Here is a 13,407-nt window from a genome sequence, read left to right on the forward strand (position 1 = left end):
AACACATAATCTAGTGAAATGGAAGCGATTTCATGAAAGCGAGAGAAAAAAGTTGATTCCCGAAGAAATCAACTTTGTGCCCCTGCCAAGGACCTACATTATAGCATTCATTTATTCTTGGTTGTCGTCTTTTTTTCGTCAGAATCTGAACTAGAATCATCTGACTTGGTAAAATCACCGTTCATTGTATTAGGACGACCAGTTTGATAATCAGTAGTGTGTTTTTCGGCTTTAGGTGCAATTTGGCCAGGTTCTGGCATGACCATTGCAGCGATGATATATAAAGCAATACCAGGGAAGATACCAGTGAATAAAATTAAGGCGGCACCGATGATTCTTACCCAAGCTGGGTCAAGATCGAAGTAATTGGCGATTCCGCCCAAAACGCCAGCTAAAATTTTGTTTTGTGATTTAGTAAGTCTCTTTTTCATAGTAATCAACTCATTTCTAAATTTGATGTCCTTCAATGTGTATTATACAGCAGAGATTAATAAAATTAAGAGCTATAAATTCTATTATTAAAAAATAAAAAAAGTGTTGATCTCTCAACACTTACACATAATTATGATGCCCGCTAAAGGATTCGAACCTTCACTTAGTCACCTAAACAGCGACCTGAACGCTGCGCGTCTGCCAATTCCGCCAAGCGGGCATTTTTATTAGCTACATGAATAATAATACCAAATATTTGGTAAAATGTAAGCATAAAATACTTTAATTATACAAAAGGATGGAATTTCATGTTTTTTAGTAAAAAAATAAAACGTGTAGCAATTACAACTGTTGCAGCTGTATCAATCTTTTCGTGCGGTGCAGTTTTTGCAACTATACCAGTTAGCGCAGATACAACTAGTAGCTATCAAGCTGATCAAGTTAAACTAAATGTAAAGTCAGCAATTGCAATTGATAGTGATTCAGGTCAAATTTTATATGCCAAAAATGCGGCTCAAACTTTACCAATTGCTTCGATGACCAAATTAGTGACTGTTTATTTAACTTTACAGGCAATTAAAAATCATAAGCTTTCATGGGATCAAAAGGTCAAACCAACCGCTCCAATCGTTAAAGTCGCCAACAATGCAGAATATTCGAATGTACCATTAAAACTAGGACATTCGTATACGATAAGACAACTTTATCAAGCAACCTTAATTGAATCAGCTAATGGTGCTGCTATGCTGCTTGGTCAAACAATTGCTGGCTCACAAAAGGCATTTATCGATCAAATGCGAGCTCAAGTAAAAAAGTGGGGGATTGAAGATGCCAAGATTTATACTGCTTGTGGTTTACCTAATGGCAATTTGGGTAAAGATGCATATCCTGGTGTAAATAAAAATGCTGAAAATACGATGTCAGCTAAGGATATGGCTATTGTCGGTCAAAAATTAATCTCGGCATTCCCAGAAGTATTAGAAACTACACGCTTAGCTCACTTAAACTTTAAAGATGCTGGTCACGTAACTAAGATGGCTAACTTTAACTGGATGTTAAAGGGGCTTTCTCAATATGATCAAGCTTATCCAGTTGATGGCTTAAAGACGGGGACTACTGATGCTGCAGGGGCTTGTTTTATCGGAACTGTACAACACAATGGTGCTCGTTTACTGACTGTAGTAATGGGCGCACGTCACCGTGACGGAACGGATCCAGCTAGATTTGAACAAACTAAAAAGTTAATGAATTATGTTTTTACCAAGTATCGTCCTGTAACAATGACTGCTGGTAGCCAAATGAATGGTGCCAAAACTATTAAGGTAACTGATGGTGATAACGCAACAACTAACTTGGGTCTAAAGAACAAGACTACTATCTGGGATCCAGCTGATGGCAAAACTTTAGTGGCATCATTGAATAAAAAATCTGTAGAAGCACCAATTAAGAAAGATCAAACAGTTGGTGATTATCAATTTAAATCTGGTAATGAAAAGATTGTTTCATTGTCTAATCCTAATGGGATGAACGTCAAGGCTAAGGCATTGTCAGCTAATAACAAGGTGAACTTTTTTGTCAGAATTTGGCGCTGGATTTTCGGAGGAAGATAAATATGACTGAAATTTCTGAAGATATCTTGAAAAAGGTAATTAAAGAAAGAGAAAGCGATACACATAAAGGCGATTACGGTCGTGTACTCTTGATCGGTGGTAGTGAGAACTATGGTGGCGCTATTATTATGTCTACCGAAGGCGCTATTAATGCTGGCACAGGTTTGACTGCTGTTGCAACACACCCTTTGAATTTAGCACCGCTACATGCACGAGTGCCTGAAGCAATGTTTATCAACTGGCGCGATGCTAAGTTAGCAGATTTAATCAAAAATATGGATGTTGTAGTTTGCGGGCCAGGATTAGGCATGAGTGATCTCGCTAAGCAAATTTTAGTTATCTTGCGAAGATGTACTTCAGAAAAACAAACCGTTGTCTTAGATGCCAGTGCTCTTGATTTAATTAGTCAGGATAAGAACTTATTGCCAACTAATGCTGGCCACTTAATCTTGACGCCGCATCAAATGGAATGGCAACGATTGAGTCAAATTCGTATTCCGTTTCAAACAGATAGTGCCAATATTGATGCTTTAAACCAATTGATTCCAGATACTAATGCGCTTTTAGTACTCAAATCGAATCATACTCATGTTTATAATGGGACTGGTCAAATTTTTGTTAATCCAATTGGCAATCCAGGCATGGCCACTGGTGGAATGGGTGATACTTTAGCAGGAATCATCGGTGGGATGGTTGCTCAATTTGGCCCAGGCGTTGAAACCGTTCAAGCTGCTGTCTATCTTCATTCTTTAGCAGGTGACTTGCTTGCCAAAGATAATTATGTGGTACGACCAACGGAACTTTCTAAAGTATTGCCTAAATTGATGAAAAAGTATTCAGAATTGGCATAAACATGTTAAAATTCTAATAGTAAATAAATGCATCCCTAGTTGAGGGATGTTTTTTAACGCTTAAAAGACGAAAAAGCATAATATAATTGAGTTAAATATTAATAAAAAAGAAGATTAACATATTTATGAAAAAAAACATTATTATCGGCGTAACTAGTATCGTTCTAGCTTTTGGTGCAATTATCGGCTTAGCTAAGGTATGCGCACCTAAGTCTGATGTCTCACAAGAAGCTGCTACAACGCAGACTAAGGCCAAAACTAAGAAAATAAATAAAATTAAGAAAAAACAAGCTAAAAAAGTAGATAATGGTGCTTTATATCGACCATATAGCGATCCTAAGGACTTGCGCAAGGCAGGCACTTGGAGGAAAAAGAGTGAGCCTAAAAAATATCCTAAGATTAAGCCGTATGAAAAGGATTTGACTTTGCGGGTATCATTAAAAGGAAACCGGACCTATTTGTTAAGAAAAGGCAAGGTTTTGTATACCATGTTATCAACTGGTGGAATCTACAAGAAGGGCAAGTCATTGACCCCAACTGGAACTTTTAGGATACAAAATGGTCGTGGAGACAGCTTTTTCAATTATAACTTAGGTGAAGGAGCTAATAATTGGACTAGTTGGAGTCCTGATAACGTGTACTTGTTCCACTCTGTGCCAACTAAAGCTGATTATAGCTATAACTTAAAAGAAGCAGCCAAATTGGGAAGAACTCAAGGTTCACATGGTTGTATCCGTTTGAGTGTACCTGATTCTAAGTGGATTATGGATCACATCCCAGATGGTACGAAGGTAGTCATTAAAAATAATTAACAAGAACGTTGCTTTTTAAGCAACGTTTTTTAAAAAATTGCAGTAAAAAACTTTGTTCAAAGCGTTCAAGATTTTAATCCAACTCAAGAATGGCTTTTTTAACCAAATTAGTGGCAGAAGCCGTTTTTTCCTGCTATAATCATGTTTGCCAAGAAGTCAAAAGTAGTAGTTATTTTCTTTTTAAGCGAGTCTATGTTGGTGCAAGATAGATACTAGAAGATAATGAAGGCGTGTTTGACTGATAAAATCAAGAATTTAAATAAGCGGATACTTTGTATCAATCTGAGTGGTACCGCGGGTTTTTAACTCGTCTCTTTCTACATTTGTAGAAGGAGACTTTTTTATTTAGAAGAGAGGAATAAGATGGACTTTAAGAATGAAGTAGTTGACTTGGTTGCTAGTCAAGTTGATTTACCTAAAGAAAAAATTGCTGCATTAATTGAACGCCCTAAAAATGCTAAGATGGGAGACTATGCTTTCCCAGCATTTATTTTGGCTAAGACTTTGCACAAAAATCCTGCAGAAATTGCTAAAAATATTGCGGATAACTTATCAAGTGATAATTTCGCTAATATCCAAGCAGTCGGTCCTTACGTTAACTTTGCGATTGATCATGAAAAATTAGTTTCATCGACTTTGAAGGATGTTTTGACTGAAAAAGAACATTACGGTGATCAAAAGATTGGTGAAGGAAATGTGCCAATTGATATGTCTAGCCCTAACATTGCTAAGCCAATGTCAATGGGCCACCTTCGTTCAACTGTAATTGGTAATTCAATTGCTAAGACAATGGAGAAGGTTGGCTATACTCCTATTAAAATCAATTACTTAGGTGACTATGGTACTCAATTTGGTAAGTTGATTGCTGCCTACAAGCACTGGGGTAATGAAGAAGACGTTAAAAAAGATCCGATTATGAATCTTTTCCACTACTATGTAAAGTTCCACCAAGAAGCTGAGAAAAATCCCGAACTTGATAATGAAGGTCGTGAATGGTTCAAGAAACTTGAAGACGGGGATCCAGAAGCAGTTAAACTATGGAAATGGTTCCGTGAGGTTTCATTAAAAGACTTCAAGCGAATTTATAAAGAACTAGGCGTAACTTTTGATTCATACAATGGTGAAGCTTTCTTTAACGATAAGATGCAACCAGTAATTGATGAATTAAAAGAAAAAGGTCTTCTTCATGAATCACGTGGTGCGCAAGTTGTTGACATGGGTGAAGGTGAAAATCCTGCTATTATCGTTAAATCTGATGGTACTTCAATTTACTTAACTCGTGACCTCGCCGCTGCTGAATGGAGAATGAAAGAATATAACTTCGTTAAGATGCTTTATGTTGTAGGTAACGAGCAAGCCCAACACTTTGTTGAATTGAAGACTGTTTTGAAAAAGATGGGTTATGACTGGGCTGATGAAATTCACCACGTACCATTTGGTTTAATCACTCAAGGCGGTAAAAAGTTATCTACTAGAAAAGGTAACGTTGTCTTCCTCGATCAAGTATTAAAGGATGCTGTTTCACTTGCTAAAAAACAAATTCAAGAAAAGAATCCAGATTTAGCAGATCAAGATCAAGTTGCTCATGATGTTGGTGTTGGTGCCGTTGTCTTCCACGATTTGAAGAATGATCGTTTAGACAATTTTGACTTTGACCTAGAAGAAGTTGTGCGTTTTGAAGGCGATACTGGTCCTTATGTTCAATACACTAATGCTCGGGCACAAAGCGTCTTACGTAAGGCTGCTGCGATGGGTGAAAATCCTAGCGAAACTGATCTAGCTCTTGATGATGACTGGGCTTTTGCCGTAGCCAAAGATTTAGCAGATTTCCCAAGAATTGTAGCTAGAAGTGCCGAAAAGTTTGAGCCTTCAGTAATTGCTAAGTTTGCATTAGATTTAGCTAAAAAATTCAATAAGTACTATGCTAATGTGAAGATTTTAACCAAGGACGATAAAATTGATGCTCGTCTCGCCTTAGTTCAAGCAACATCAATCGTTTTAACGGAATCACTTAGATTGTTAGGTGTCAATGCTCCTAAAGAAATGTAAGAGAAAAACAATGAAAATAAGAAAATAACGCTTACATTCTGTGAAAAATTGTTCATATTTCAATTATTAGGGTACAATAGGCATGTAAGATATTTAGGAGGTATTTTTTAATGGCTTATTTTGACAACGGTAATCAAATCTTTAAAGATGCTCGTAAGAACCATTACGCTGTAGGTGCTTACAACACTAACAACTTGGAATGGACTCGTGCAGAATTACGTGCTGCTGAAGAAACTAGAACTCCATTGTTGATCCAAGTATCAACTGGTGCTGCTAAGTACATGGGTGGTTACAAGTTCGTTAAGGACATGGTAGCTGACCAAATGGATTCAATGAACATCTCAGTTCCAGTTATCTTAAACTTGGACCACGGTGACTTTGAATCAGCTAAGGAATGTATCGCTCTTGGTTACTCATCAGTTATGTTTGATGGTCACGCACTTCCAACTGAAGAAAACTTGGAAAAGACTAAGGAAATCATCAAGTTAGCACATGAACGTGGTATTTCAGTTGAAGCTGAAATTGGTAAGATCGGTGAAAACCAAGGCGGCGGTGAATTAGCTTCTGTTGAAGATGCTAAGAAGTTCGTTGCAGCTGGTGTTGACAAGCTTGCTTGTGGTATTGGTAACATCCACGGTGTATACCCAGCAGACTGGAAGGGCTTAAACTTCGACCGTCTTAAGGAAATTGCTGAAGCAGTTCCTGACACTCCACTTGTACTTCACGGTGGTTCAGGTATTCCTGAAGACCAAGTTAAGAAGGCTATTAAGCTTGGTATTGCTAAGATCAACATCAACACTGAATTCCAATTAGCATTCCAAGAAGCTACTCGTAAGTACATCGAAGACGAAAAGGACCTTGACAAGAAGGCTAAGGGTTATGACCCACGTAAGTTGTTATTGCCAGGTGCAGAAGCAATTACTGCCAAGATGAAGGAAATGATTTCTTGGATGGGTACTAAGACTATCGATGACGAACTTAAGGATGCTTCATTCGACCGTTCATCATTGAACGAAGAATAATCATTGATTATCTGTTAAATAAAGCTCAGCAATTCACTGGGCTTTATTTTTTTAGGAAAATTATGAATAAACAAGAATTAAAACTTCATTTACAAGATACCCAATGGCCATTGACCTATATTGATCATGACCGTAATATCGTTCGTGCAATTGTGATTGATGAAAAACAGAATTTTTATTTTGTGAGAGCTAAGAGAAATGATGATTTTGGTGAAGCAACTTTAATTGAAACTTCAGGCGGCGGTGTTGAAGCAGACGAGAATTTAGAAGAAGCATTAAAGCGAGAACTAAAAGAAGAACTCGGTGCGAATGTGGAAATAATTGATAGAATAGGTGTTGTTGACGATTATTATAATCTAATTCACCGCCACAATATTAATAACTATTATTTGTGTAAAGCTATTTCTTTTGGTGAAAAGCATTTAACGCCTGATGAGATAAATGAATTTCATTTATCAACGTTGAAGCTTAGTTATGATGAAGCCTTGCGAGAATATAACCGCTGTGCAAATACACGAATCGGCAAATTGATTGCGGCACGTGAATTACCAATATTAAAGCAAGCTAAAAATTTACTGGATCGGAAGAAAAATAGATGAATAAATATAATAAATTATGGCAATATATTAAAGATAATAAGGCTGGGGGTTGTCTTAGATCATTCCTTTTTGCGTTATAAAAAAGAATTACCAGCTTATGGCTTTGAAGTGAAAAAAATTTCATTGAAGAATAAAGTGGTGAAGTTTCATCAGTTGTAATGAAAGCTATTAATAACTAAAGTAGTAGTTTGCGATAATATCTTCAAAATTAGTAACTATGTTTTGTTTTAGAAAAAGACTAAGATGTAAGTAAAAAAATGGGAGGATTAATAAGTTACTATGAAGAAGGTTTTATCTTGGCCAGTATATTATCAACTATCAGAGATTTATACGGCGCCATTAAATGTAATTTGGTTTGTCTTTGGCGCGGCAATGTCGTTTCAACAATATCACATGTTTAATTTGATTAACATTTTGCTGTGCTTAGTAGATGTTTTTCTGTTTGATTTAGCAGTTAATATTGCTGATAATTACTATGATTATCTTCATGGCAAAGATCGACATTTTTTGACTGATATAAATCCAATTGGACGTCTGAAGTTACCTTTAACTGATGTTAGAAACTTAGTGTGGATTAGTTACTTTATTTCGGCGATTCCGGGTATTATTTTGGTTTATCGCACCGGCTGGCCAGTACTAATAATGGGAGTTGTAGGATATTTCATTGGAATATTTTACACTGCGGGTCCTAAGCCACTGAATGCAACACCGATCTGTGAATTTGTGGTATCTTTCTTTATTTCGTATTTCATTATGCTAGTAAGTATCTATGTCACAATTTACGGCACTTATCCTTTGACCTGGAACTTAGCATTAACTACTCTAATAAGATGTTTGCCTTTAACACTCATTTTCTATGCTTTGCAGTTAGCTAATAATACTTGTGATTTGCATGAAGATTTAAACAATGGGCGCCATACTTTAGCCAGTTATACTGGTAAAAAATATGCTCTTAAAATAATTAAGACGTTGATTATTGCGGGATTACTGTTTCCAATTATCGTTGTTCTTTTTGGTTTGGCAAAATGGCCATTGATCTTTAGTTGTTTTTTGTTGCCAATATTATGGCCAAAATTAAAACAATTTTTTGAGCATCCGGATAAACAAACTACCTATTTACAAATGATTAAGTATTTATCGATATTTTTCATTACATATATAGCTATTTACACAGTTTTGGTTTTAGTTTAGAGGAAAATTATGGCTTTGAATATCATAGATAGAGGATTACACTCATTGATAATGAGGGGGGAAAATAATTATGTTTGGCAAAAAGAAGGATAAGAATTCAGAATTTTCACCAGATATTATGGCTTTTAAAAATGCACTTGAAGAAGTACGATTTACACCTGAAGTTGAGCATGACGCAGAATTAATTAACATGTTTGACGAAGCAATTGATAAAGCTGAAAAAGGTGAGGCTGTTCAAACTATTTATGGTCGTCTCAGTTATCAAATTACACAGTACATTCAAACGCATCATTTCAAAGCACCTAAACCAGTCACTGAATTCTTACATGGAAGTACTGGAAGCGTAGCAACGGGATTAACTTCGGTTCCAGTTTCTTGGAATACAGTACATTAGGAATTTTTTATGTGCATAAAATTGACAAATACTGAAAAATAATTGATTAATTAAACAGAGTAGCAGGTAATACTACTCTGTCTTTTTATTGCAAATATGATGTCAAATGCAGGCAAATATGATGAATTGCTTCATAATGGTAAAAATATGATATTATATCTCCAATTACGTTTATTGATAAAAAAGGGGTATAAAATAATGAAATTGAAAAACTTTTTGATTGGTTTGTTAATGTTGGCAGGAGTTGTGGTAATGTTTGTGGCTATGCCTAAGCAAGCAAATGCTGCAGCTGATGGAAATGCGGTTAAACAATATGCGACTACTGTGGTTGGTGAGTCAAATGTACAATTAGGAAAGTATGTTGTTGAAAGCAGTGAAAGTGCTAATAGTCCTTTTGTGAATTTTATTGGATTTGACTCTGAACCTCTTTGGCAAGTATATAAAAAAAGTATAAGGAAGCATCATAGAAACCATCATAGAAACCATCATAGAAACCATCATGGTAATTAATTTTTTTTGGATATTATTACTCACTGTTTTTTCGAGACTGTCAAGAAGTTTGTGTAAATAATCTCTCTCGTTGATTGACTTTTTTATTTATCTTTTAATCAAAATAGGATTCTAGGGTGTCTCGAACTTGCCCAAATCCTTTATGAATCCTGTTAAAGTAACGGTCATTGTAATCCATTGCCTGAACTCCAATAAAGGTGTCAAGCGACTGCTCAGTTGGAAATTCTGTTTTAGGCTTGGTTTTCCGCTTAAGCCTGTTGTTAAAGGATTCAATCATGTTAGTTGAGTAAATTGAAGCTCTAATAGCTGGCGGATAGTTGTAAAAGGTTAACAGATCAGGCTCAACCTGTCTAAGATCTCTAACTACGTTTTTGTAGGCTTTTTCCCAGTTTTGATAGAATTCATGCAGCACCTGTACAGCCATTTCTTTGTTTGACTGAGTATGAATCTGCTTGAATTCATCCAGTGCTTTTTGTCGATCGTCAACCCGCATTTTGGCACTGATATTACGCATGACGTGTACCAAGCAGCGTTGAAAATGCGCTTTAGGATAGGACTGGCAGATAGCCTCTTTCATGCCAACTACTCCGTCAGACAAGAAGAGCTCTACCTGTTCAAGGCCGCGACTCTTGAAGCCTTTGAGCATTTCGCTCCAAATCTCAATATTTTCAGTAGGCGCAATACAGTAGTCGATCACTTCTTTATGACCATTAGGTTTGATACCGATGGCGATATAAACTGCTTCGCGCTCATAAGTGACCCGCTTAAGAGGAATATAGGTGGCATCGAGATAAACGCAGAAGAACTTATCTGACAGATGTCGCTGATGATATGCCTCAACTTTGGGAATCATTTCTTTAGAAATATTGGAAACCATAGCTGGAGAATAATAGCCGCCATACATTTTCTCAATCAAATCAGCGATTTCTCGGGTTGTGACGCCCTTGGAATAGAGCTTGATAACAGTTTGCTCTAAGACATCAGTATGCCTTTTATAATCTGGCATAGTGTGTTGATGAAACTCACCGTTTCTGTCTCTAGGAACTTTGATTTCTATTTGTCCGAATTGCGTATCAACCTTGCGGTAATAAGCACCATTTCTAGAATTTCCGGTATTCCAGCCATCGCGCTCATAAGGATTGTAGCCTAAAAAGGCAGTCAATTCGGATTCAAGCAGGTCATTGACAGCCTGTTGGAGCTTTTGTCTAAATAAATCATTAATTTTATCCTGATTGAATAGAGCATTAGTCATATCTTTGGTAAAATCATTCATGAAGGAATCTCTTTTCTAGTATGTTTTTCGTTCAAATCAATCATACGGGAAAAGGATTCCTTTTTCTAATATTCAGGGAAATAAAATTAAGGAAATATTCATCCTTACACAAACTATTTTACGGTCTCCAAAAATAGTTCTATTTTAGTTGGAGTATTAATTTATATATATATTACAGGATATGTAATAAATTATTTAGTGTTTTCTGAAAATGAGCCAAAAAGAGTTTTACAGTTTTCTTTAGGCTTATTAGTCTTTCAAGCAATTTTTGCAGTTTTATTGTATATGGGTGTTGTAAAAATACAAAAAGAGATACAAACGGAACAGCAACAAAAACGTATGGAAGCTGAAATTGCTCAATTAAAAGAATATTCTGACTATCTTGATAAAAATGAAGATGAACTTCGTAATTTTAAACATGATTATCAAGATATTTTAAATGGCTTGAGAATTAGTGCAGAAGAAGGCAATATTAAAGCCGTTGTGCAACAGCTTGCGAAATATACTGATTCCCAGGTTGATGATAAATCACTTCGAAAATATCAAGATGTTAATCACATTCATGTAGATGAGCTGAAAAGTATTGCTATTACTAAATTAGCTAAACTTTATAATGAACAATTCCCTTATAGTTTTGGGTGTAACGTGGAAATCTATAGAATTCCACAGTCAGTTAATATTTTAGATATAGTCAGAATTATTGGGATTACATTCAATAATGCTATCGAAGAGAGTCGAAAATTTAGTGATAAAAGTAATGCTAAAGTCGATGCAATGTATTATCAAGAAGATGGTAATTTTGAATTTAAAATTCGAAATAAAATAGTGAATGATACTAAATTGTCTACCAATATTTTAAGCAAGGAAGGCTATTCTACTAAGAAAAATCATGCGGGAATTGGGCTGGCTAATATTAAGAGAATAGAATCTAAGTATGAGGAATGCATGCTTATTAATTATGGAATTGAGGATGGTTGGTTTACTTTTGATTTAGAGATTATGCCAGATAATGAGAACATGGAGGAAGAATAGAATGAGATATCCAGTATTTGTTTGTGATGATGATCAAACGCAAATAAATGATATAGTCAAAATGATTGGAAAAGCAGAAGAAATTATTTCTGATGAGCATGCTGTTGCCTTTGATGTAGCTTCTGTCACTACTTTTTCAGAAGCAAAGACGTATTTGAAAAAGAATGTCTATACTGGTGGCATTTACTTGTTAGATATCGAGCTAGGACAAGAAGTTGGTCAAAATAATGGTTTTGATTTGGCAGAGTTGATTAAATCGCAGGATAAAAGGGCACAGATTATCTTTATTACGACGCATGCCGACTTGTCTTTGATTTCTTTTGAGAGAAGACTTGGTCCTGTTGACTATATTGTAAAACCGAGAAATAAGGAAGATTATGATAGATTTAAACAGCGGCTTGTTGCTACGTTAGAAATTTCTATTTCAAATATTGAGAATTTTGATTATACAGAAAAGCTAACTTTTCATTATAAAGTGGGAAGACAAGTGAGAAACATAGATATTGATGATATTATTTATATTTCGACCACCAAAACACCACATAAGCTAATTATGGTGAATGTAAGAGGCGAAAATCAATTCTTTGGCAGTATCAATCAATATGCTAAGGAGTCTGCGGCTTTAGTAAAGATTAGTCAATCTTGTTTAGCCAATCCTAAAAATATAAAATTAATTGATTTGCCGAAGTACAAAGTAACGTTTGTAAACGGTGATACTGTTGATTTTTCACAATCGGCGTATAAAAGAATGCAACATTTATATGATAAAATTCAATCTTAAAAATTAGTCAATACGTGTAAATTTGATTATTCTAACTCTTATTTGCATTGTTTTAGTGTCATATTTTAATTAATGAATTGAATTTGTATCGCAATAAGCGGCTTATGACAGAAAGTTCGAATGGAATAGTACCGTGCTAACATAATTTATGTAAGTTACGAAGAGGTAGTTGAGTAACTTATGAATGTCAAATATAAGTTGATTTTATGAGGGAAAAGAAAATGAAAATTTTCAACAAGAAGAACTTATTACTGTCATCTGCAGTTGTTGCAGGGATGTTATTAGTATCAGATGTAAATAGTGCTACATTTACTGTGTACGCTGCTGAACAGCAAAGTAGTGTTGGACAAGCTAGCCAAGCAGTAAAGGCTGGCAATAGTTTAACCCAAGAACAAATTCAACAAGCAAATAAGTATATTAAAATTGAAAATAATCAGTATATGCTTGATACTTCGAATAAATCATGTACTTTAAGTCCAGAAACTATTCATAAGATTCAAGAAGCTTTAACTTTATTTAATAAAACTGTTAGAGAAAACAATGTTGTATTATTATCTAATGAAGATGTAGAAAATAATAATTTGGATCAAGAAGTATCTCCTTTTATCACTTTTGTGAAGGGTAAAAAGAGAAAACATCGTAAGTCTCATGGTTATATTGTAGGCTACGGATCAAATGGATATTGCTATAAAGACAGTAAAGGGAACTTCCATTACTATGTAACAAAAAGCCCATTGCAAACTGTACTTGATGTTAATCGCCAAGGATTAGAATCTGCATTAGGTGGTGGCTGGGTACAAGCGCCAGAAAATGCGCATTGGCATGGCTTTGAATATCATAGATAGTGATTT

The 13,407-nt window shown here is 35.4% G+C and carries 14 protein-coding genes and 1 tRNA gene; 12 read left to right on the forward strand and 3 right to left on the reverse strand.

What is annotated here, in order from left to right; translation table 11 throughout:
• Positions 1 to 107: 107 nt before the first annotated feature.
• Both CP367_RS00600 and CP367_RS00605 read right to left on the reverse strand, forming a co-directional pair.
• Positions 108 to 431 carry a PspC domain-containing protein gene (locus CP367_RS00600; protein WP_165518650.1) on the reverse strand — a complete coding sequence of 108 codons (324 nt, stop codon included), beginning with the start codon at positions 429 to 431 and terminating at the stop codon, positions 108 to 110.
• A gap of 137 nt (positions 432 to 568) precedes the next feature.
• A tRNA-Leu gene (locus CP367_RS00605) sits at positions 569 to 652 on the reverse strand.
• 88 nt (positions 653 to 740) lie between these two features.
• On the opposite strand from CP367_RS00605, the gene CP367_RS00610 reads away from it, so the two are divergent.
• The 9 genes from CP367_RS00610 (at position 741) to CP367_RS00650 (ending at position 9,470) form a co-directional block, all read left to right on the forward strand.
• Complete coding sequence (locus CP367_RS00610; RefSeq protein WP_089146169.1) at positions 741 to 2,042, forward strand: serine hydrolase; 1,302 nt, start codon at positions 741 to 743, stop codon at positions 2,040 to 2,042.
• Positions 2,043 to 2,044: 2 nt separating this feature from the next.
• Positions 2,045 to 2,893 carry an NAD(P)H-hydrate dehydratase gene (locus CP367_RS00615; RefSeq protein ID WP_005725666.1) on the forward strand — a complete coding sequence of 283 codons (849 nt, stop codon included), beginning with the start codon at positions 2,045 to 2,047 and terminating at the stop codon, positions 2,891 to 2,893.
• 125 nt (positions 2,894 to 3,018) lie between these two features.
• Complete coding sequence (locus CP367_RS00620; protein WP_089146170.1) at positions 3,019 to 3,705, forward strand: L,D-transpeptidase; 687 nt, start codon at positions 3,019 to 3,021, stop codon at positions 3,703 to 3,705.
• Between the two features lie 363 nt (positions 3,706 to 4,068).
• Positions 4,069 to 5,754 carry an arginine--tRNA ligase gene (gene argS, locus CP367_RS00625; protein ID WP_089146171.1) on the forward strand — a complete coding sequence of 562 codons (1,686 nt, stop codon included), beginning with the start codon at positions 4,069 to 4,071 and terminating at the stop codon, positions 5,752 to 5,754.
• A gap of 110 nt (positions 5,755 to 5,864) precedes the next feature.
• A complete protein-coding gene (locus CP367_RS00630; RefSeq protein WP_023488638.1) occupies positions 5,865 to 6,776 on the forward strand; it encodes a ketose-bisphosphate aldolase in 912 nt (303 codons plus the stop codon).
• A gap of 62 nt (positions 6,777 to 6,838) precedes the next feature.
• Positions 6,839 to 7,375: an NUDIX domain-containing protein gene (locus CP367_RS00635; protein ID WP_013086771.1), complete on the forward strand. Its 537-nt coding sequence runs from the start codon at positions 6,839 to 6,841 to the stop codon at positions 7,373 to 7,375.
• A 279-nt stretch (positions 7,376 to 7,654) separates the two neighbouring features.
• Positions 7,655 to 8,566 carry a prenyltransferase gene (locus tag CP367_RS00640; RefSeq protein ID WP_089146172.1) on the forward strand — a complete coding sequence of 304 codons (912 nt, stop codon included), beginning with the start codon at positions 7,655 to 7,657 and terminating at the stop codon, positions 8,564 to 8,566.
• Positions 8,567 to 8,636: 70 nt separating this feature from the next.
• Positions 8,637 to 8,960 (forward strand): bacteriocin immunity protein, encoded by a 324-nt coding sequence (locus tag CP367_RS00645; RefSeq protein WP_013086768.1) that lies wholly within the window; start codon positions 8,637 to 8,639, stop codon positions 8,958 to 8,960.
• Positions 8,961 to 9,158: 198 nt separating this feature from the next.
• The gene (locus tag CP367_RS00650; protein ID WP_089146174.1) at positions 9,159 to 9,470 is read left to right on the forward strand and encodes a hypothetical protein; all 312 of its coding nucleotides are present in this window, start codon (positions 9,159 to 9,161) and stop codon (positions 9,468 to 9,470) included.
• 94 nt (positions 9,471 to 9,564) lie between these two features.
• Here CP367_RS00650 and CP367_RS00655 read toward each other — a convergent pair whose 3' ends face one another.
• Positions 9,565 to 10,743: an IS256 family transposase gene (locus tag CP367_RS00655; RefSeq protein ID WP_013085675.1), complete on the reverse strand. Its 1,179-nt coding sequence runs from the start codon at positions 10,741 to 10,743 to the stop codon at positions 9,565 to 9,567.
• Between the two features lie 198 nt (positions 10,744 to 10,941).
• On the opposite strand from CP367_RS00655, the gene CP367_RS00660 reads away from it, so the two are divergent.
• The 3 genes from CP367_RS00660 to CP367_RS00670 all read left to right on the forward strand — a co-directional run bounded on the left by CP367_RS00660 (position 10,942) and on the right by CP367_RS00670 (position 13,401).
• A complete protein-coding gene (locus CP367_RS00660) occupies positions 10,942 to 11,775 on the forward strand; it encodes a GHKL domain-containing protein (protein ID WP_223845413.1) in 834 nt (277 codons plus the stop codon).
• A 1-nt stretch (position 11,776) separates the two neighbouring features.
• Positions 11,777 to 12,556: a LytTR family transcriptional regulator DNA-binding domain-containing protein gene (locus CP367_RS00665; RefSeq protein WP_013086765.1), complete on the forward strand. Its 780-nt coding sequence runs from the start codon at positions 11,777 to 11,779 to the stop codon at positions 12,554 to 12,556.
• A 221-nt stretch (positions 12,557 to 12,777) separates the two neighbouring features.
• Entirely contained in the window at positions 12,778 to 13,401 is a 624-nt protein-coding gene (locus CP367_RS00670; protein ID WP_013086764.1) for a garvicin Q family class II bacteriocin, read from the forward strand.
• Positions 13,402 to 13,407: the final 6 nt, after the last annotated feature.

The organism is Lactobacillus sp. UMNPBX16, assembly GCF_002553775.1.
In the GTDB taxonomy this organism is placed as follows: Bacteria; Bacillota; Bacilli; order Lactobacillales; family Lactobacillaceae; genus Lactobacillus; species Lactobacillus crispatus.